Source organism: Luteolibacter rhizosphaerae (genome assembly GCF_025950095.1).
Lineage (GTDB): Bacteria > Verrucomicrobiota > Verrucomicrobiia > Verrucomicrobiales > Akkermansiaceae > Haloferula > Haloferula rhizosphaerae.
Genome location: NZ_JAPDDR010000001.1, coordinates 246,475 through 267,640, shown reverse-complemented (window position 1 = coordinate 267,640; position 21,166 = coordinate 246,475). Strand labels below are relative to the sequence as shown.

Annotated in this window: 14 protein-coding genes; 5 read left to right on the top strand and 9 right to left on the bottom strand. The window is 61.5% G+C overall.

The features are described 5' to 3' along the window. Positions 1-35 precede the first annotated feature (35 nt). The 4 genes from OJ996_RS01075 to OJ996_RS01060 form a co-directional block, all read right to left on the bottom strand. A complete protein-coding gene (locus OJ996_RS01075) occupies positions 36-542 on the bottom strand; it encodes a hypothetical protein (protein WP_264510266.1) in 507 nt (168 codons plus the stop codon). 159 nt (positions 543-701) lie between these two features. Beyond that, positions 702-4,136 carry a PQQ-dependent sugar dehydrogenase gene (locus OJ996_RS01070; RefSeq protein WP_264510264.1) on the bottom strand — a complete coding sequence of 1,145 codons (3,435 nt, stop codon included), beginning with the start codon at positions 4,134-4,136 and terminating at the stop codon, positions 702-704. A 199-nt stretch (positions 4,137-4,335) separates the two neighbouring features. Beyond that, positions 4,336-4,923 carry an outer membrane protein gene (locus OJ996_RS01065; protein ID WP_264510263.1) on the bottom strand — a complete coding sequence of 196 codons (588 nt, stop codon included), beginning with the start codon at positions 4,921-4,923 and terminating at the stop codon, positions 4,336-4,338. Positions 4,924-4,949: 26 nt separating this feature from the next. Continuing rightward, positions 4,950-5,186, bottom strand: coding sequence for a hypothetical protein (locus OJ996_RS01060; RefSeq protein WP_264510261.1), 237 nt, complete (start codon positions 5,184-5,186; stop codon positions 4,950-4,952). A gap of 346 nt (positions 5,187-5,532) precedes the next feature. Between OJ996_RS01060 and OJ996_RS01055 the strand changes: the two genes are divergently transcribed. The 4 genes from OJ996_RS01055 to OJ996_RS01040 are packed head-to-tail and all read left to right on the top strand — an operon-like array spanning position 5,533 to position 11,993. Further along, positions 5,533-8,991, top strand: a complete 3,459-nt coding sequence (locus OJ996_RS01055; protein WP_264510259.1) for a response regulator — start codon at positions 5,533-5,535, stop codon at positions 8,989-8,991. Positions 8,992-8,998: 7 nt separating this feature from the next. Continuing rightward, positions 8,999-9,835 (top strand): CheR family methyltransferase, encoded by an 837-nt coding sequence (locus OJ996_RS01050; RefSeq protein WP_264510257.1) that lies wholly within the window; start codon positions 8,999-9,001, stop codon positions 9,833-9,835. After that, positions 9,832-10,440, top strand: a complete 609-nt coding sequence (locus OJ996_RS01045) for a chemotaxis protein CheB (RefSeq protein ID WP_264510255.1) — start codon at positions 9,832-9,834, stop codon at positions 10,438-10,440. The genes OJ996_RS01050 and OJ996_RS01045 overlap by 4 nt, the downstream gene beginning before the upstream one ends. Further along, complete coding sequence (locus tag OJ996_RS01040) at positions 10,437-11,993, top strand: response regulator (protein ID WP_264510253.1); 1,557 nt, start codon at positions 10,437-10,439, stop codon at positions 11,991-11,993. Before OJ996_RS01045 ends, OJ996_RS01040 begins: the two co-directional genes overlap by 4 nt. Positions 11,994-12,002: 9 nt before the next feature. Here the strand turns inward: OJ996_RS01040 and OJ996_RS01035 are convergent, their stop codons facing one another. The 4 genes from OJ996_RS01035 to OJ996_RS01020 form a co-directional block, all read right to left on the bottom strand. Beyond that, positions 12,003-12,197 (bottom strand): hypothetical protein, encoded by a 195-nt coding sequence (locus tag OJ996_RS01035; protein WP_264510251.1) that lies wholly within the window; start codon positions 12,195-12,197, stop codon positions 12,003-12,005. A 19-nt stretch (positions 12,198-12,216) separates the two neighbouring features. Then, positions 12,217-12,789 carry a hypothetical protein gene (locus OJ996_RS01030; protein ID WP_264510249.1) on the bottom strand — a complete coding sequence of 191 codons (573 nt, stop codon included), beginning with the start codon at positions 12,787-12,789 and terminating at the stop codon, positions 12,217-12,219. 404 nt (positions 12,790-13,193) lie between these two features. Beyond that, entirely contained in the window at positions 13,194-14,870 is a 1,677-nt protein-coding gene (locus OJ996_RS01025) for an alkaline phosphatase D family protein (RefSeq protein WP_264510247.1), read from the bottom strand. A gap of 384 nt (positions 14,871-15,254) precedes the next feature. Beyond that, positions 15,255-15,548: a hypothetical protein gene (locus OJ996_RS01020; protein WP_264510245.1), complete on the bottom strand. Its 294-nt coding sequence runs from the start codon at positions 15,546-15,548 to the stop codon at positions 15,255-15,257. 127 nt (positions 15,549-15,675) lie between these two features. On the opposite strand from OJ996_RS01020, the gene OJ996_RS01015 reads away from it, so the two are divergent. Then, complete coding sequence (locus OJ996_RS01015; protein WP_264510243.1) at positions 15,676-20,496, top strand: esterase-like activity of phytase family protein; 4,821 nt, start codon at positions 15,676-15,678, stop codon at positions 20,494-20,496. A gap of 59 nt (positions 20,497-20,555) precedes the next feature. On the opposite strand, the gene OJ996_RS01010 is transcribed toward OJ996_RS01015, so the two are convergent. Then, positions 20,556-21,164, bottom strand: a complete 609-nt coding sequence (locus OJ996_RS01010; protein ID WP_264510241.1) for an exopolysaccharide biosynthesis protein — start codon at positions 21,162-21,164, stop codon at positions 20,556-20,558. Positions 21,165-21,166: the final 2 nt, after the last annotated feature.

The following is a 21,166-nucleotide window of genomic DNA, read 5'->3' as shown; positions in this document are numbered from 1 at the left end:
CATCCCTTGAGGGAGAATCTTGCTAGATATTGCGCTTACTTCAAGGCATCGAACTCGAGGCTCTTCACCTTCGCCTTCGCGGCATCGGCGGGCTTCCAGTACCAGCCCTTCGTATCCCAGCATTGGGAGAAGGAATACTTTTCGGTTACCGCCTTGTAGTCCTCGAGCGCGGCCTTGGTATCGCCGCGCGCTTCCTTGGATTGGGCGCGAATGAAGTGACAGGTGCCCACGTCGTTGAGCGCCCAGTATTCCTTCGCCTTGTCGGCACCGGCAGCTTCGGTCAACGAGGACTGCATCTCCTTGGCCTTGTCGGCGTAAAGCTCGATGCATTTGGCCACATAGGCGTCCACCGCGGCATGATTGGAGACACCGAGCGCATCCCAGGCCTTCGAGGTCAGGATCTGGGACGAGAAGTCGCCGAAATCCACCGTGGGAGCGGCGGGCGGCGTGGTCGGGTCTGCCGGTTTCGGCTTGGCTTCCTCCGCCATCAGGGGCAGGGCCAGAACGGCAACAAAAAGACTAAGGGGCTTGAGTGGGTTCATGAGTCGTTCGATCAGGGGTTTCGTATGGAGTTGAGGATGTCACCTTGGATACGAACCGACAAGGACAATGTTGCATTAAATTGCACAATTTTCATCACCCCCGAAATCAAAACGCCGTGCCCGGGCCAGCCCCGGACACGGCGTTGCGACTGATCACATTTAGCGCTCTTCGATCCGCGCGCGATAGAAGGTCTTCCCCGCCTCGACGGGAACCTGGATCTGCCACGGCGCACTGCGCTCGAGCCCGTTGTTCCCGGCCCCCGGCCAATCGCTCCAATCCACCAGATCATCCGAGCTTTCCAGGATCATCCCGCGCCCGGGTAGAACCGGGAAGGTGATCGACATCAGACCGCCGGAAATCGAACTCACCGGAGCAAGCCCCGCATCGGCAGTCGTCGGATCGGTCAGTGCCAGGAACTCGGCACGGTTGTCGCGGCCGTCACCATCGGGATCCGCCGTCGCGGCCTGATCTCCGGGCGGTAGCGACCCGAGATGCTCCGCCGTCCAAGCCGCCAAGCTCTGTCGGCCCGAAAGAGATTCCACCCAATCGATCAAGAGCTGCACGCCTGCGGGATCGGTCACGTTCGAGCCCAGCGGGGGCATGCGCGAGTAGCTATTGCGGTTGGCGGCGCGGTGGATCACCACGCTGCGCTCTTCAGCACCCGGGACGATGAGGCGGTCATCCGGATGCTGGGTGCCACCGGTGGGCGATACGTTGATCAGGTTCATATTGAACAGCGGAACCGTCACCCGCGCGTCGAAGTTCGTGGGAGCGGTGCCACCCTGCTTGTGGCAGTAGGAGCAGTTCACATCGAGCCACGCGCGGGCACGGGCTTCGATCGAGTAAGCGCTGTCATTGGTGGCGACATGCTTCGGCAGCAGGTCGGTATCCTCGTTCATCTCGGTCAAGTAACCCGAGTCCTTCAAAAGCTGGATGAAGTTGCCGGTATCCAGACCGATCGTGCCGGGAAGATTGAGCTGCCGGGTATTGAAGGACAGCGAATGTCCGGCCTGCGCAGTATGACAGGTCATGCACTCCGAACGCGATGGGATGCGCCAGAGCTGGTTGGTCGGCGTGCCATTGACCAGGATCGAAAGGTTGAACTCTTCCCCTGCCTCGGCGGCAAGCGTCGCCTCGGTCCCGCCGGCATTCCATCGATACGAAACGCCGTAGGCACCCTCCGCATTCCGCACCAGCACGCGCGTTTCGAGCCGGCGGTTCGTCGCGGGATTGCCGCGCGTGGTTTCGATATCGAAATGCTTCACCCACACGGTTCCCGCCGGAGTGGTCCAAGAACCCTCCCCGCTGAATGCCATGGTGGTGTTGAGAGCGGGCATGCCGAACCAACGGCGCTTCTTGGCGTGATCCGACCAGAAAGGCAGGTTCACGTCATAGGCCACAAGACCGGCGGTCGGCGTGAGCGTGGCGACATCGTCGAAGAGCCCGGTATCCGACAGAGTCGCCGGGAAGCCGGTATCGACCGCTTGGGTAACGAGCCGACGGACTTGACCATTGATATCCGCGAGCAGCAGATCGCCGTTCGAGGGATCGGTGCCGAAACCCACGATACCCCCCTCGCCGGTGAGGCGGGTGAAGGAGGAAGCCCCCACGGCGGGATCCAGCGACCAGATGTTGCCCGAGGAGTAGTCGGCGAAAATATACTTCCCGGTAAGGGCCGGAAGCCGCGTGCCGCGATAAACGAGACCACCCGTCACCGAGTTCCCTTGGAAGGAGCCGGAGCCGTGACCGTAGGCCAGCAGGGGCGGATTCGCCCCGGTCCAACCGGAGGGCCGCTGGTTCCAGCGCGGACCTTGGCTGGTGATGCCCTCACGATAGGCCCACTCGTAGTTGCCGCCTTTCACGACCTTGTTGATCTCCTCCCACGAGCCGCCACCGACATCCGCCAGCCAGAGGTCCCCGTTCGTATCGAAGGAGAAGCGCCAGGGATTCCGCAGTCCCACCGCATAGAACTCGCTGCGGACATTCCCCGAGATGGCTTGACCGTTGAAGGTGGTAGCGCCGACCCAGGGATTATCCGCAGGCACTTTGTAGCGCGGGTTGCCGGACGGGCTGTGGAGCACGATGCCGGCGTGAGGATTCGGGGCGAGGTTCGGATTTGCGCCGTAGTTCGCGGGATCCACGTTCACATCGATCCGGATCATCCCGGACCAAAAATCCTTGGTGATCTTCTGCGAGTTGTCTCCCGCATCGTTCTGGTCCCCCTCATCGCCCAAGCTGAGGTAGAGATAGCCGTCCGGGCCGAACTTCACGCAACCGCCATTGTGGTTGTCGTAGTCGTCCGCAAGCTGGAGGAAGACTTTCTCCGAGGTGGAGTCGGCCAAGTTCGCATTGCCCGCGGAGCAGGCAAACTCCGAGAGCCGCTGGTAAGGTGTCCCGTTAATACGAAGGCTATAGTAGACGAAGAACCGGCGGTTCGTCGCATACTGCGGATGGAAGGCCAGGCCGAGCAGGCCCGCCTCGCCGTTCGTCATGAAGGCTTCGCCCTGCGCTGTCCGCGCGTTCACGATTGCATCCAGATTCAGGAAGGTTTGTGCGGCCGGTGCTGCCAGGTTCGGAATCACTTCGATATCTCCACCCTTTTCCACCACGAACAGCCGGTTGGTTTCACCTGGCGGCGTGGCCAGGTCGAGCGGCTCGCTGAAGCCGATGCTCGGGAAGGCATTGATCGCGGTGAGCTGTTGCGGCGGAGGGTTCGCGGGCATCCGGGAGTTCGCCAGCGGCAGACGGGCATCGGCGGAGATATTGACCTGCACGGTCGCCTCCGCGGTCAGACCCGAGGCATCTGCAATCCGATACGTGAAACTGTCGGTACCGGCCCCGGTACCCGTATGGGTGTAGCGGATCTTGCCCCCTGCCAGCACCGTGGCAGAGCCCTGACTCGGTAGGCTAATGACCGTGAGACTGGCCGTATTGAATGTGGATTGGCCGTTCGGCTCCACGTCGTTGAAGAGCACCGGCACCACCGCGCTGGTGCCCACATGCAGGTAGGCGGTATCGGCATTCGCGATCGGCGCGACGTTTTGCCAAGTGCTGAGGCGGGAGGCCGGAATGTAGGCAATCGAGGCCTGACTGGGGTGAGTCCAGCCAACGCCCAAATGGTCGCCGCCGCCCCCTTCCTTTTGCAGGGCTTCGATGAAATAGTACTTACCGGCCACGAGCGGGATCACCACGGAGGTCTGATCCGGCGAGTCATTCCAAGCACCGGCCGGAACCCAGCCGGACACACCCGCAATCCTGCGTTTCTGGTCGGGCGATTCGTTCGTGCTTAGCCACAGCTCGCTCTGGTCATCGGAATGGATGTAGAAGCGATAGTTGCCGGTGACAGGGGCGTGCACCCAGCCGAAGACGCGAGTGCCGTAGTCATTCGCCCAATCCCGGGGACAGTCGAAGGTGCTGTTCAGCGTGGAAGTCTGGCTCGGGCTGTTCGGGAACGTCCCCAGAGCGCGGAGATTCGACAGTTCCGATCCCCCTACCCCGGTCCAGACATGGCGGGTAATGCCGCCGGTGGGTGGCGCGGCGATCGCAGCGGGCGCCGCCAATACGGCGGCAAGGAGGAGGTAGCTGTTTCTCATGGATAGAGATGTCTGGTGGCGTAACCCTAAACGCAAGTCCGCGCGAAAGTTTTCGCCGAACTGCAATTTTATGCACTTTGATCCCGACGGAGACGAACTGTCAACCTGACACCCCGCCCCGCCTGCACCTGAAAAGAAAAAGGCCACCCCCCGACGCGCTGGGGGATGGCCAATCGATTGCGTTTTGGCAGGAAACCGGTCAGAAGTTGAAGCGGACGCCCACACCGGCGCTCACATCGTCGAACTTGTCGAAGGTCGCGCCGAAGAGATCCGGATCATCGATCCAGAGGTAACGCGCACCGCCGTAGATCTCGAAGTTCTCGGAGACATTGTAAACCAAACCGGCGAAGGCTTGGGCGGTGAGGGTCCAGTCGTCGTCGCTGACGAAACCGACGTTCACGTCCACATTCGAAGCACCGGCACCAAGGCCTGCATAAAGACCGAAGCGCTCGTTGAACATGTACTCATACTTGTAGTTGAGCGTGATCGGGACGATGTCGATGTCGACATTGAACGGGAACACGAATTCCTCGGTGCCGAGCCAGCCGGACTCGAGGAAGAGCGAATGACCGCCACCGAAATCGTAGCCCAAGTGACCGTTATAGAACGGTTCTTCAGCATCGAAGAAGTAGTCGACCCCGCCGCCGAGATACCAACCGACATGATCGGAGGAATAAGATGGAGGAGCGGAGGTCGTGGTGGTGGTATTCGTGTACTCGGCCTCGCCTGCCAGCATCACGGAGGGTGCGGCGAGGAGAGCGAGGGTCACTGCGGTTCTGGTATTCATGGTATTCGGTTGCTAACGGAAAAGGATTAAAGCCAGCGGCCGAGCTGCCAGCAGACGAAGAGGACAAACACGGCGGAGAAGGTCGCCACGAAGAGGAAGAAAAGCGTTTTGGATCCGGTCGGCCGCCCTGCTCCCGCCGCAGTGGATGGAGCGGGTTGATCGGGTCGCATCACCGAATGAGAGGTGTCCGGAAACGACATCAGTCCCGAAAGCCCCGTGCTGAGCTTTCGTGGAGTGTATCGGATCTCGACGTTTCGGTGCATGAAGGATTCGGCGCTGAGGGAGTCGGTGATCGCTCCTTTTCGCAAAGCTCATGCCATTGAGCTGAATCCACGCATTTACAGGGTTCTCAGAGCCTCAAGACCCTTGAATCGCGCAATGTGCCTTACCTTCGGAGGGCACATTGCAATCCCCTGCGAACGGGTATCAACACGTAGTGTCTACTCCGCTTTTCCTAACCGAAATATTGCGGAATCCGACGTCCTTCCTTGCCCCTTGCCTTTTGCCCGATTGAAGCTAGCGCTTCACGGCCACGAAGTGGCAAACCACGTCACGGTGTTTGAGGCGATTCACCTCTGCCCGTCTCCCCCTTTTTCCGTACCTATCCTCATGCCGAATTCGCTCCGCCCCTCCCCGCTTCCGTCGCAGAAGGCAGGAAGCAAGGTCCCCATCTACATCGGATTCGCCGCGGCCGTGGCGTTCTTCCTCTTCAGCGGCTACAACGCCTACCGCAACACGAATGCCTTGCGCAAAGCTCAGGAGCAAGTCCAGCAGACCCACACGGTCATCACCTCTTTCGATACCGTCGCCTCCCTGTTGAAGGATGCCGAAACCGGCCAACGCGGCTTCGTCATCACCGGTGACGAGCGCTATCTTCAGCCCTACTACGCCACGCTGACCGCAATCCAAGGCGAGGTGGAAAAGATGCGCGGACTCACCGACGGGAATGTCCTGCAACGGGATCTCTTCCATCAGGTAGAGGCACAGATCGCGGCCAAGCTGGAAGAAATGGATGAAACGATCCGCTTGCGCCGGGACAACGGCTTCGAGGCGGCTCGCGCCTTGGTGGTGACGGATCGTGGCAAGGAAGCGATGGACCAGCTTCGGGAAAACTTGGCCGCCATGAGGCGCGAGGAAAACCGCCAGCGCACCACGCTCATCGAACAAATGGAGGGAGCCCATAGCATCGCGGTGAGCAGCGGCTTCGTCACGGCAGGTCTGGGCATCGGCCTGGCTCTCGCCGTCCTCGGCCTTCTCCAGAGGGCTCAGACCCTGCGCCAAAAGGCCGACTGGATGCAGGTGGGCAAGCTGGAACTCGGCAGCGTGATGTCCGGAGAGAGAACCTTGGGCGCGCTGGGAGAAAGTGTCTTGGCTTTCCTGAGCAACTACGTGGATGCCCATGCCGGTGCACTTTTCGTCCGCCGCGGAGATTATTTCGACCGGGTCGCCCTCACTGGCGTCACAGCCTCCAGCGAGATCCCCGAACAATTCAAGACAGGCGAGGGACTGCTCGGCCGCGCCGTCGCCGAGAAGGCAGCCCGCCGTTTGGATGACGTGCCGGATGGCTATCTCAGGATCGGCTCCGGACTCGGCGAGGGAGTTCCACGAAACCTGATCGTCCTACCCGCCGCCACCGACAACTTGGTGAATGCGGTGATCGAACTCGGCTTCATCCATCCGCTCACACCGCAGAAGCAGGAGTTCCTGCAGCAGTCGTCCGAGCAGATCGCCCTCGCGGTGAAGGCAGCCCTCTACCGCGAACATCTACAAGAACTGTTGGAGGAAACCCAACAGCAATCCGAGGAAGTACAGGCGCAGGCGGAAGAGCTGCGCGTCTCGAACGAGGAACTCGAAGAGCAAAGCCACGCACTGCGCGAGACCCAATCGCGCCTTGAACTCCAGCAAGCCGAGCTGGAGCAGGTGAATTTCCAGCTCTCCGAGCAGGCCTCGACCTTGGAAGGTCAGCGCAACGACCTGATCAAGGCGAAGCAATCGCTGGAAAGCCAGGCCCGCCTCGTCGAGCAGGCCAGCCGCTACAAGTCGGACTTCCTTGCGAACATGTCGCACGAGCTCCGCACGCCGCTGAATTCCTCGCTGATCCTTGCCCGCATCCTGGCGGACAATCGCCCGGGCAACCTGAACGAGGAACAGATCAAATACGCACAGACGATCGAGACCGCCGGCAATGACTTGCTGAACCTGATCAACGACGTGCTCGACCTGTCCAAGATCGAGGCCGGCCACATGGAGATCCACGCGGAGCCGGTGAAGCCAGCCAGCCTGATCGAAACCTTGAAGGCGATCTTCGAACCGATCGCCGCCCAGAAGGGCGTCGCCCTGCACATGACCTTGGACCCGCAGGTCCCGGCCGAGATCGAGACCGACACCCAGCGTCTGATGCAGGTCCTGAAGAACCTGCTCTCGAACGCGGTGAAATTCACCGAGCGCGGCGAAGTGAGCTGCCGCATCACCCCGGCGGGACCGAAGAAGATCCGCATCTCCGTGCAGGACACCGGCATCGGCATCGATCCCGAATTCCAGCGCTCCGTGTTCGAGCCCTTCTACCAGGCGGATGCCGCCAGCAACCGGAAGTTCGGCGGCACCGGCCTGGGGCTTTCCATCTCCCGCCAGCTCGCATGGCTGCTCGGCGGCGAAATCGAGCTGCAGAGCGAGCCGGGCAAGGGCAGCACCTTCACGCTCACGCTTCCCTGCATCCACGTGGCACCGGCTCACCCGATGCCGCTCTCGAATACTCCCGCCCTGCCAGCCGCCCCCGTGACCGCGGAGATCCGTCAGCCCGCCACAGCCGCACCCACGCCGAAGCCGGTCGATCCCGCCAAACCCCGCGTCATCGATGACCGCGAGCAGCTCAGCGGTTCGAAGCGCGTGATCCTCATCGTGGAGGATGACGAGGCCTTCGCCCGCATCCTGCTGGATCTCGCGCACGAGATGCATTTCCATGGACTGATCGCCACCACGGCGGAAGAAGCCCTCGCCCTCGCCCCGCAGCACCTTCCCGGCGCGGTGATCCTGGACGTGGGACTACCGGACAATTCCGGGCTCTTCGTTCTGGAACGCCTGAAGGCTGATTCGCGCACCCGCCACATCCCGGTGCACGTGGTCTCCGGCAGCGACTACACCCAGACGGCATTGGCCCTCGGCGCGGTGGGATACATGCTGAAGCCCGTGAAGCGCGAACAGCTCGTCGACGCTTTCCAGAAGCTGGAGGGACGCCTGAACGAGAAGATGCGCAAGGTGCTCGTGGTCGAAGACGATCCGGTCCAGCTCGATGCCATGAAGCAGCTTTTCGGAACCCTGGACGTGGAGACTTCCTGCGCCGGCACCGCGGCGGGATGCTTGGCCCTGCTGAAGGACGGCACCTTCGACTGCATGGTACTCGATCTCAGCCTCCCCGATGCTTCCGGCTTCTCGCTGCTGGAAACCCTGAGCAAGGAAGACAGCTACTCCTTCCCGCCCGTGATCGTCTATACCGGCCGCGAACTGGCTGCGGACGAAGAACAACGACTGCGGCGCTACTCGAAATCGATCATCATCAAGGGAGCCAAGTCCCCCGAACGCCTGCTCGATGAAGTGACCCTCTTCCTCCACCAGGTCGTCTCCGAGCTGCCGCCGGAACAACAGCGCATGCTGGAGAAATCCGGCAATCGCGATGCCGCCCTGGAAGGCCGCCGCATCCTCATCGCGGAAGACGATGTCCGGAACGTCTTCGCCCTGACCAGCCTGCTCGAAGGCCGCGGAGTGAAGCTCCAGATCGCCCGCAATGGCCGCGAGGCGGTGACAGCGCTGGAGCGTTCGCTGGCGGAGCCGGGTGCCGCGGTGGATCTTGTTCTCATGGACATCATGATGCCGGAGATGGACGGCATCACCGCGATGCGCGAAATCCGCAAGCGCCCGGAGTGGAAGAAGCTGCCCATCATCGCCCTGACGGCAAAGGCGATGAAGAACGATCAGGAGGCCTGTCTGGCCGCCGGAGCGAACGACTACCTTGCCAAGCCGCTGGACGTGGACAAGTTGCTCTCGCTGATCCGCGTTTGGATGCCCCGCTGAAATTCCAATGAAGAGCCAGACTTCCCGCACGGAGGAAATCGAGCTGCACCTGCTGCTCGAAGCGCTCTTCATGCGCTATCACTACGACTTCCGCGGCTACTCCTTGGCATCACTGAAGCGGCGCCTCACCCAGGCCAAGCAGCAGTTCGGCTGCGCGAGCTTCTCGCAATTGCAAGATCTCGTGCTGAGGGACGAGGCGATGCTCCCCCGCTTGCTCCCCTACCTGACGGTGCAGGTGAGCGAGATGTTCCGGGATCCCTCTTACTTCCGCGCGCTCCGGGAAAAGGTAGTGCCGCACCTCAAGACTTACCCCTCCCTCAAGGTCTGGGTGGCAGGCTGTAGCGCGGGCGAGGAACTCTACTCGCTGGTGATTCTCTTCCGCGAGGAAGGGCTGGAAAGCCGTACGATCTTCTATGCCACCGATATCAATGGCGCTGCACTGGCAGAGGCGGAGGCCGGGGTATACGACTTGGATCGCATCTCCCTCTTCACCGCGAATCACCAACAATCCGGGGGCAGGACCTCTCTCTCCGACTACTACAGCGCGGGCTACGGGCGGGCGGTATTCGACAAATCGCTGCGGCAGCAGGTGGTCTTTTCCGACCATAGCCTGGCCTCGGATGCCGTCTTTGCGGAAGCTCATCTGGTTTCCTGCCGGAACGTGCTGATCTACTTTACCCGGCCGTTGCAAGACCGCGCGGTGGGACTTTTCAACGACTCGCTGGTCAGGCGGGGTTTCCTCGGTCTTGGCTCGAAGGAGAGCCTGCGTTTCAACGCGCATGCCGGAAGCTTCGATGAATTCGAACGGCAGGAACGTATCTACCAAAAACGGAGCGAGGCATGAGCGCAGAGGATCCAGCCACAAATCCGGCGGCGGTCGTGATCGGGGCGTCCGCGGGAGCCATCGGTGCCTTGAACCAGATCCTCCCCGCCCTGCCCGCGGACTACCCCCTGGCGGTGCTGGTGGTGGTACATATCCCGCCGGATCGCCCGAGCGGATTGGCCCGGCTTTACTCCGGACGCTGTGCGATGGCGGTGAAGGAAGCCGAGGACAAGGAAGAGGTGCAAGCCGGCACGATCTACTTCGCGCCGCCGAACTATCATCTGCTGGTGGATCCCGACTACATCCTCAGTTTCTCCAACGACGAGGCGGTGCTGTATTCCCGCCCGGCGGTGGATGTCCTCTTCGAATCGGCCGCGGATGCATATGGCAGCGATCTGACCGGCGTGGTGCTGACCGGCGCTAGTGCCGATGGTGCCGAGGGCTTGCGTGCCATCATGGCGGCGGGCGGCAGTGCTCTCGTGCAGGATCCCGCCACGGCAGAGAGTTCCTCGATGCCCCGCGCCGCCATCGCGGCCTGCCCGGAAGCCCGCGTGCTTTCCCTGCGAGGCATCGCGGATGAGCTTTTGAAACCATCCACCACTCTCCCTTCCCCACTCACTCAATGACGGTACCGATCAAATTTCTCCTGGTGGATGACTTGGAGGCGAATCTTGTCGCACTTGAAGGTCTGCTCAAGCGGGACGGCCTTGAATTGTTGAAGGCTCATTCGGGGCCGGAGGCGCTGGAGCTATTGCTTCAGCATGACGTCGCACTCGCCTTGCTGGATGTGCAGATGCCGGAGATGGGCGGCTTCGAATTGGCGGAGATCATGCGCAGCACGGAACGCACCCGGCACGTACCCATCATCTTCCTGACCGCAGGGGTGGTCGATCAGGAGAGGCGTATCCAAGGCTACGAAACCGGGGCGGTGGATTTCCTGCCGAAGCCCATCGATGCGAAGGTGCTGCTGAACAAGGCCGAGGTCTTTCACGCTCTGGCCAAACAACGCCAGGACCTTCGCCGGGCGAACGAACAACTGGCCCGGAGCAACGCCGAGCTGGAGCGGGCGGACCGCAGCAAGAACGAGTTCCTCGCCATGCTCGCCCACGAGCTACGGAATCCCCTGGCGCCCCTGCGTAACGCGGCGCTGGCACTGAAAAACCGCAATCTCGACGGCGAGCAACACGATCGCATCATCGCCATGATCGACCGGCAGGTCGGCAACCTGAGTCACATGATCGATGACTTGCTCGATGTTTCGCGCATCACCGAGGGCAAGATCGAGCTACGCTGCCAGCCGGTGGAACTTCAGTCCTTACTGGGCTCCGCGGCGACTGCAGCTGCGGAAAGCATCCGTGCGAACGGACAGGAACTGGTGCTGGATCTGCCCGCGGAGCCCCTTCACCTCGACGCGGATAGCACCCGCCTCGAGCAAATCGTCGGCAACCTCTTGACCAATGCCTGCAAATACAGCGGCACCGGCTCACGCATCTCGCTCAGTGCGAGGGCTGCCGGGACACCGGACAAGCCGGAGGTGGAAATCCGGGTGGCTGACAATGGCAACGGCATCGCCCCGGAACTACTCCCGCGCATCTTCGGGCTCTTCGTGCAGGGCAGCCGCACCATTGATCGGACCAATGACGGCTTGGGCATCGGCCTCACCATCGTCCAGCGGCTCGTGCAGTTGCACGGCGGCACGATCACGGCGCATAGCGGTGGCCTCGGGATGGGATCGGAGTTCGTGATCCGGCTCCCTAGCCTTGCAAGCTACGCTCAGGCTCCCTCACCCAAAAGCCCGGTGGAGTCGGCGCGAGCGCTACGCATCCTGATCGTGGACGACAATCGAGACTCCGCGGATAGCATGGGCATGCTGCTGGAGATCGGCGGCCACGAAGTGACCATCGCCCATCACGGGACGGACGCCCTCGCGAAGGCCGAGGAGTTCCAACCCGAAGTGGTATTGCTCGACATCGGATTGCCCGGAATGGACGGCTTCGAAGTGGCCCGGCAGTTGCGGGGCAACCCGGCTCACCGGGATGCATTCCTCATTGCCGTGACCGGCTACGGATCGGACGAAGATCAGACCCGGGCTAAGGAAGCGGGATTCGACCAACACTTGGTAAAACCAGCCGATCTCAGGAAGCTGCGGGGCTGGCTGCAGGAAGTGGGAACACAGTAAGGCCCCACCTCATCCTAGGTAGGGCTCGGCCTGCATGCCTTCTCCCGCGCATTGGAACTCCTCCAGCGCGGCAAGGCGGGCATTCAAATCGCGAAGGCACAGGAACAAGCCTCGTAGGATGTTGCACAGCGTCTCACCCTGCGGGATTTCCAGTGCGGCGAGTTCGGCGGAGATGGATTCTTCAAAGCTGGGAGGGGTGCTCATGGTCTCTCTCGGGTTCGCTTCAGACCGCGGCGCGCAGGATAAAGAACGCCAAGAGGTGCATTCCTAACAATGCCAAGGTGGCCAGCAAGACGGAGTGGATGCGCGCCCGGGTGACGGCTGAAGGATAACATCGCCCTTGGATGTAGATCGAACTCAGGAAGAGCAGCAGAGCGCCCAGATAGGTCGCCGGAGCCAGCAGCGGAACGGCATCGATGACCCAGCCCCGATAGATGCGATCCGCGAGAAAGCCGCTCGCAGTCACCGCTGCAGCGGATATGGAGATCTCCGGGAGATAAATCGCGAATAGATCGCGCAAGGAGCGAACGGTCCAAGGATCGCGGAAGCTCAGAGACTCCTGATGGAAGGGAGTGAAGCGGGGAGCCGGTAATACGACATCCCGTCGCAGGCTGGCACGCACCGCGTGGACACGCTTCCGATTCATCCGCCGCTCGCCCGGATCGTTCCGCAACTTGGTCGGCGAGACTTCGTCGATCCAATCAAGCAGCGCCCTCCTTGATTCCGCCGACTTCACGGCATCCGGAACGGGCAGGGGCGGGAGATTCTGGGGCAAGGAAGGGAAAACAGGCTGCATGGGGAGTATCGGGGTAGCCGGGGTTCTGCGCATCCCCCGTACCAACCCTTCCGCCAATCGCCTAACTCGTTCAGCGTAATAAACCTTCAAGCCTGCCCAATAAATCGGCCGCTCGATCCCAGCTGCAAACATTTCGCAATCTCTGCATCTATTGCAGGCGCCCCCTTCCCCCGCAGCCTAGGGCATACCGTGGTCGAAAAGGAACCAAGCCAAGGTAAAAGCCGCGGCAAGGAGCAGTGTGAGATCCAACCAATGGTCTCGTAGATGGGCCTTGATCGACCGTCGCCTCATTCGGCGACAGCATAGCATCCACACCGGCGGCATCGCGACCGGGAGATTGTAAAGATCCGGTGAAGTATCCCTCGCCCCGGGGGTCAACCCGCCGGAGCGAGGCTCACATCAAATCAAGGGGCCGGCACGTCTTGGACCGCCTTTGGCGGCGCAGGCGCTTGGGCGGGCGTGAGCAGGTGCGAACCCGCCGCGACAATGAAGCCCGCCCCCCAAGATTCCGTAGTCTGCGGCACCAGCACATCCGCGAGATAGTAGTAGTCCGCCTGAACCTGTTGGGGGGATACGGAAAGCACCAGGTAGCCGTGGCGATCAAGGTCCGCATACTTCATGTGCGGGTTGTAGTTGATGTTCGTCGTCGGGTAGGGGCGGTTGATCACATCCTCCACCAGGCCGGTGAAGAACTCTCCGATCTCTTCGTCGAAGTTCGCGGCGGACAGGCTCGGCGTGACAAATTCCACGGCCACGGCCCCCTCCCCCGTCGCGGGATCATAATTCACGTTCCCGAATGCGGGATCCGCCACTTCAAAGGCGAAGCTGCAATGGATATCACCCGTCAGGATCACGATGTTATCGATATCCTCACCGGCGATGAACTCCACCAGCTCCGAGCGTTCAGCGGGATAGCCGTCCCACAGGTCCAGGAACTGGCTCTCCAGGAAATCCCCGGTGACCAGCGGATCCAGATCGGCGGTGAAGCCAATATTGAATTCGGAAAAGATCACCTGATTGCCCAGAATCTTCCAAGTGGCGGTCGAGGTCGCGAGCTCGGTCTTCAGCCACTCCTTCTGGGGAATGCCCAGCATCGTCCGGTTGGCCGAGTAGAGCAGAGGGTTGTTTACATCCTCGATCTGGATGTCCCTGCCTTCGATCCGGGTATCAATCAGCATCAGATCCATCAGCGGCCCGTAGCTGAGCGACCGGACAATGCTCGTTCCTTCAGAGCGGATCGGCATCCATTCCATGTAGGCTCGGATCGCTGAGTTCTTCCGCTTCTTCCAGCGTCCTTCCTTCCTCGGATTGTGGTTCTCGGCGCCGCCTTTCCACGCATTGTTGGCGAACTCGTGGTCATCCCAGATCGTGATGAAGGGATGTTGCTGATGGCAGCGACGCAAGTTGGGATCAAGGTGATAATTCGCGAAGCGCGTTCGGTAATGCTTGAGAGTGACGGTCTCGTTTCGGGGAAAGAGGGATCGTAGATCACGGATCTCGGGCGAGCTATAGGATGCGTTGTCAGGATACTCGTAGATGTAGTCGCCGGTATGGATCACAGCATCCAGATCGGTCCTGCGCGAGATTTGCTCGTATCCTGAGAAGAAGCCCCATTCGTAGTTCGCGCAGGAGACCACCGCGAACTTCAGCTGATCCACCAACTCGCCGGGGGCGGTCTTCGTTTTGCCCGTAATCGATTGTCGCCCTTGCGACTCGAAGCCATAGTAAAAGGTTTGGTCCGATGGCAGTCCGCGCACATCGATCTTTACGGTGAAATCGGTTTCCCCGCTGGCAAGCGCGTTGCCGCTCGCAACCACTTGGTTCAGTTCCGGATCTGTTGCCACCTTCCACTGCACCGGAAAGCGACGCATGGTTCCCGGGCGGATATTCCCGGGCGGAGTGACGCGGGTCCAAATAATAAAGCCGTCCGGAAGAGGATCACCCGAAGCCACGCCATGGTAGAAGGGCGCGAGTTCTTCGTCGTACAAGTCGGTAATCCGTAGAGCCACCTGCCCGGATGCGGGAAGGAGACCTCCGCATAAGGCAATACCTGCGAGGATGGAAGTGTGGAGGAGTTTCATGGAGTTTGACACGTGGTGGTTTTTCTCCGGGAGGGTTCAGATGTCCGCGAGGCCAGCCAAAGCTCGCGGACACCGTCGACCGCCCTTTGAAATCCGCCTCTTAACCTTTGAGTTCAGTAGGTTGCCGCGGTGGATTCCTGAGCTCGGCGGTTTGGATCGCAATTACCAAGCCAGTAAGTGAAGCCCGCTATTTCCAGCGGCAGCCGCACCTTGGAGTGAGCTGCGGCATGCAAGCCGCAATTCAAGTGAACGACATTGCACGATCCTCGACATGGACGCGCCCATCGATGCCAAAAAAGAGGCGCGCTCCGGGAGACCTCTTGATGCCCGAGCACCAAACCGGTCTCCGTCGGAGCGCGCCGAATCGCGACAGGGCAACCAGCCCTAATAGTTCCCCGTCGACGAAAGCTGCTGTTCATTCGGCGACACCTCAATGGCCACCTTTCTCTCCGGATGATCTCCGACCGGAATTCCATAACCGCTCTCCTCGGACGTGTCGGACGCCAGCGCCAGGCCGAACCAAGCGGCAAGGAACAGATGACCTCCAATGAGAATCGGGCGATAGGGGATTTCCATGCCCACCCTTTTCGCATCTGGCGTGCCTGAAATTGCGAGCCACCCGGCAGATAATCTAACCGGTTCAAAACAAGCGACTGCGCCCTTGGCTCCCGGTTTCACGGCTTTCCGCGGGGTGTGCGAATCGCTGCTCGCAGGGTGCAAATTGCGGAAGAGCGCCATTGTGTCGGCTTCGACACCGAAGCGAGCGAGACGGCCCTTCCGCGGCAGCTAGATGGGGACCGTTGCAATGAACACTCGCACTGCCCTCCCCTCCGCCTTCCTGGCGGTGGCTACCTCGTCCTTCGCCCTGAATACGGGTGATATCGCGTTCACCGGCTTCAATGCCGACGGGAACGACAACCTCGCCTTCGTCGCTCTCGCCCCCATCCCCTCGGGCACCGAGATCCACTTCACCGACAATGAGTGGACCGGCTCCGGCTTCAATACCGGTGAATCCGGTTTCACCTGGACCGCTACCGCGAACATCGCCGCGGGTAACATCGTGACGATCGACAGCATCGGCACCGGCACCGCCGTCTCGAATCTCGGCTCCGTCTTCTTCTTCGAACCCGCCAACCGCGGACTCTCGAACTCCGACGAGATCGTTTACGCCTATCAAGGCACCACTACAGCCCCCTCGGTATTCCTTAGCGCGATCGCCAACGACGCGCTTACCACCGGGGCCACTCTGCCCGCCGGCTTGGTTGCAGGCACGAATGCCATCGAATTCGTCAGCACGGATGCGGATATGGACATCGCCGCTTACAATGCGGCGCGCACCGGCCTGAGCAACTTCGCCGCCTACCGCGCTCTCCTCAACGATCCCGTCCAGTGGATCACGCAGGATGCCTCCGGCGATCAAAGCATCGACCTCACGCCCCCGGACGTCCCCTTCTCCACTACTCCCTTCACCGCGGGCATCACCTCGGTGGATCTCGCCACTTACGTGCGCATCGGCCGTTACGATCTGCCCGAGCCCACCCGCACCACCCCGCCCACCGATAACCTGCTCTGCCAGGAAGCTTCCGGCGTCTCCTACAATTGGGACACCGACACCCTCTTCATCGTCGGCGATGGTGGCCGCTCGGTCACCCAGGTCTCGAAGACCGGTGCCTTGGTCGACACCATGACGCTGGCTTCCGGCACCGGTCCGCAAGGCACCGAGTTCTACGACATCGAGGGGATCACCTACATCGGTGGCGGCCAGTTCGTGATGTCGGAGGAACGCGAGCGCCAGCTGGTGAAGTTCACCTACGCCGCCGGCACCACCCTCGCCCGCAGCGCCACACAGACGGTGAAGATCGGCACCTTCGTCGATAACACCGGCACCGAAGGCCTCTCTTGGGATCCGCATACCGCCGGCTTCATCTGCCTGAAGGAGATCAGCCCGATGGGCCTCTTCCAGACCGGCATGGATTTCGATCTCGGCACCGCCACCAACGGCTCGCCGACCACCGAGAATTCCATCAATCTCTTCGATCCGCTGCTCACCGGCATGAGCGATTTCGCGGATGTCTTTGCGCTCTCGAACCTGCCCTCCATGGATGGCCAAGCGCAGGAGGAAAATCTCCTCGTTCTGAGCCAGGAAGATGGCCGGGTCGTGAACATCAACCGCAGCGGCGTGATCCACAGCACGCTCAACATCCAAACCGATGCCGGCAATCCCTTCACGGTGGGCGGGCAGCAGCACGAAGGGATCACGATGGATCGCTCGGGCCGCATCTACATCGTGAGCGAGAACGGCGGCGGCAGTGCCGACCACCCGCAACTCTGGGTCTATGAAGCAACCAGCGCCTCGAACCAAGCCCCAACCCTGGTGGCCGTGGAGAACGCGCTTAACCCGGTGATGGAAAACACCAGCACCGCGAATGCGCTGAAGATCGCCGACGTCGTGGTGACCGACGACGGCTTGGGCACGAACACCCTCAGCCTCTCCGGTGCGGACGCCGCTTCCTTCGAGTTGTCGGGCACCGCTCTCTACCTGAAGGCCGGGACCCTGCTCGACTACGAGACCAAGACCAGCTTCAGCATCACCATCAGCGTGGATGACACCACGGTGGGTAGCACGCCGGATCTGACGACGATCTTCACGCTGAATGTCGGCGATGATACGAACGAGCAGCCGCCCGCTCCCAAACTCCTGATCACCGAAGTTGCTCCATGGAGCAGCGGCAACAGCCCGGTGGGCTCGGATTGGTTCGAGGTGACCAACATCAGCGCGGAAGCCGTGGACATTACCGGCTGGAAGTTCGATGACGACTCCGCCTCCTTCGGTAGCGCCGTCGCTCTCAGCGGCATCACCAGCATCGCTCCCGGTGAATCGGTGATCTTCCTTGAGACGAACGATCTCCCCACGAAGTCCGCTCTCTTCATATCGAATTGGTTCGGCTCGAATCCTCCGGCCGGCCTGCAGATCGGGAATTACACCGGCTCCGGTATCGGCCTCGGCAGCGGTGGTGACCAGGTCAACCTCTTCAACGCCTCGGGCCTGCTGCAGGCCAAGGTCAGCTTCGGAGCCTCGCCTACCGGCACCTTTGCCAGCTTCGACAATACCGTGGCCGATAACAATGTGGCGCTGACCCTCCTCAGCGTGGCCGGCGTGCACGGGGCCGCAGTCGCAGTGAATTCTCCCAATGAAGTCGGTTCGCCCGGTTACTCCGCCCCGGGCCTGCTCCGCATCACGGAGGTCGCCCCGTGGAGCAGCGGCACCAGCACTCCAGTCGGTGCCGATTGGTTCGAAGTCACAAACGTTGGTGGCCGCTCGATCAACATCGAAGGCTGGCGCGTGGACGACAGCTCCGAAACCTTTGCCGGATCATTGCCGCTCTTCGGCGTGACCGACATCGCAGCCGGAGAGTCGGTGATCTTCTTTGAAACCGCCACGCCCGCCACAACCCACGCCACCTTCCTATCGACATGGTTTGGCTCGAATCCTCCGGCGGGTCTTCAGCTCGGCAGCTACAGCGGCTCCAGCATCGGGCTCAGCACCGGAGGTGATGCGGTCAATCTCTACAACACCGATCAGGTGCGCGTCGCGAACCTGTCCTTCGGTCAATCGCCCTCCGGCCCGATCCTCGGGAGCTTCGACAACACCGCCGCGGTCAATGTCGGCGCGGTGACGCTCAAGAGCGTGCCCGGGGTGAACGGTGCCTTCCTCGCAGCCAACGATCCCAACGAGATCGGCTCTCCCGGTGTCTGGACCAGTGGCGGTCCGCTCGACTTCGCGCTGTGGCTGAGCTCGCAGGGCTTTGCTTCGCGCGGCTTCGATGCGGATAGCGATGGCGACGGCATTACCGATGGCATCGAGTTCTTCTTCAACCAGAGCCCGAACAATGGTGGCGACCTCGCGAACCTGCCGCATCTCACGAGCATCAATGGCGGACTGCAGCTCTCCTTCACCCGCCTCACCAACACTGGCGGCATCAATGGCGGTCTCCAAGTCTCCAGCGACCTGCAGACTTGGGTCGATGCCATCTCCGCGGTCGACTACGTGACCGCGGGAGAAATCGTCGATGGCGACGAAACGAGCGTCACTTACTCGCTCCCCGGCACCGGGCCCTCGGCACCGGGCGTCTCCGCGACTTACATGACACCGAACACCAGCACGCCCTCCGGTGCCTCGCTCGGTGGCGTGCGGGTGATCAACGAAGGCCTCGTCGGCGCCGGTCGGATCAGCGGTGAGAACGTGGACAGCTTCGGTGAAACCCAAGGAGCCGCCTCCGGCCTCTTCGTGACCGATTGGGCATGGAATGGCACGCAGTTCAGCGGCAAGTTCCAGGTGCTCCCGGACCGTGGCTACAACTCGGGATCCATCTTCTCGAACTACGCTGCTCGCCTGCATCAGGTGGACTTCACCTTCACGCCTTACTACGGCAGCACTCCGGTCGCGCAGACCCAGATCGCCGCGAGCTACGCCAGCAGCACGAAGTTCACCTACCTCGATGGCAGCACCCCGAAGTTCACCACCGGCCTGAACCCGACCGGCGTCTCCTCGCTCTTCGGCCAGCAGGTCGGGATGGTCATCGCGGCCAATGGCCCGGGCGGCGCGCAGGAAAGCCTTCTCAGCTTCGATGCGGAAGCCGTTCATCTCTTCGCGGATGGCTCCGGCTTCGTCTCGGATGAATATGGTACCTACATCGCCCGCTTCAATGCGGCGAAACAGATCACCGGACTCACCCAGCTTCCGGAGAGCGCTCGCCCGCATCGCTCGGCGGACACGCTGAACTTTAATTCCGTTGCCGCACCGACCAACGGTCGCCGCAACAACCAAGGCCTCGAAGGCATGTCCGTGACGCCCGATGACAACCGCCTCTTCGCCCTGCTGCAGAGCGCCACCGTGCAGGATACGAACGGCAGCCAACAGCAGACCCGCAATCACGCCCGCCTCTACGTCTACGACATCGCCGGCGCGAATCGCGAGAACCCGGTGCTGATCGGCGAGTATGTCGTGAAGCTCCCGCAGATCGATCTCAACGGCAACGGCTCCGCCCTCGATGGAACCGCCGCTCAGTCCGAGATCGTCGCGATCGGCGACAATGCCTTCCTCATGCTGCCACGCGACGGCAACGGCATGGGCAGGGGCACCACCGATCCCATCGTCTTCAAGTCGGTGCAGCTCGTGGACTTCGCTTCCGCAACCAACATCCTCGGCCTCCAGGATGGCGTCGGCGCGCAGATCAGCCCGGCCGGCGTGCTGGCCCCCGGTATCAATGCCGCCGCCACCGCGGAGATCATCAACATCCTGAATCCCGCCGATCTCGCGAAGTTCGGGTTCAACACGAACACGAACCCCGCGAACTCGAATACCATCAACGAGAAGATGGAAGGAATGGCCTTGGCGCCGGACCTTTCCACACCCCAGCCGAACGACTTCTTCCTCTTCGTCGCGAATGACAACGACTTCCAGTCGTCCGACGTGAAAATGGTCGATGCCACCGGCGCGCTGGTCAGCTATGGCGATGGTCGCCTGAACGCGGGCATCACCAATGATGCGGTCTTCTACGCTTGGCGGATCACGATCGACACGGGCAAGAAGTTCTTCCGCGTGAATGTGGAAGAAGCACCGTAAGGATCACACGAATCAAAAGCCGCTCCGGGCAACCGGGGCGGCTTTTTGGTTTTCCCACGTCACTGGATTCCCATCACCGCCAAGCTTGTGGTCACGGCGGAGATCCCGAATCCGATCAGAGCCATCAGCCCGTCCCGCGCGATCAGGGAGATTCCGAAGCTCAGCATCGCCGCACCCACCCCGATCCCGCTCAGTGGCACGAACTCGGTGATCGGTGCGATCAGCGCCAGGATCGTGCACACGATCGCCACCACGTAGTTCGCTTGCGGCCCCGCGATCACTTGCAGTCGCTCCACCACGAATCCATCGATCCACTTCGCCACCCGGCGCACCCACTTCCCGGACGAGATTTTCTTCACCCGCTCGCTCTTGAGCGAGCGCTTCAACAGCCAGCCCGGCAGCCAGAACTGCCCCCGGCCGAAAAGGATTTGCACCGAGATGATCAGGATGAAGATCCCCGCCATCGTCGGCACACTCGGAATGTCGCTGATGCCCGGTGCCGATAACACCAGACCTGCCAGCATCAACAGCGGCCCGAAGGATCGCCGCCCGATGGCATCCATCAGATCATCGAGCGAAACCTCATCACCGTCTGCAGCTACTTCCTCGAAGCGATCAAGCAGTTCATTGACGGTCTTGGGTTGCTCTTTGTCTTCTCTTTTTCCCACCT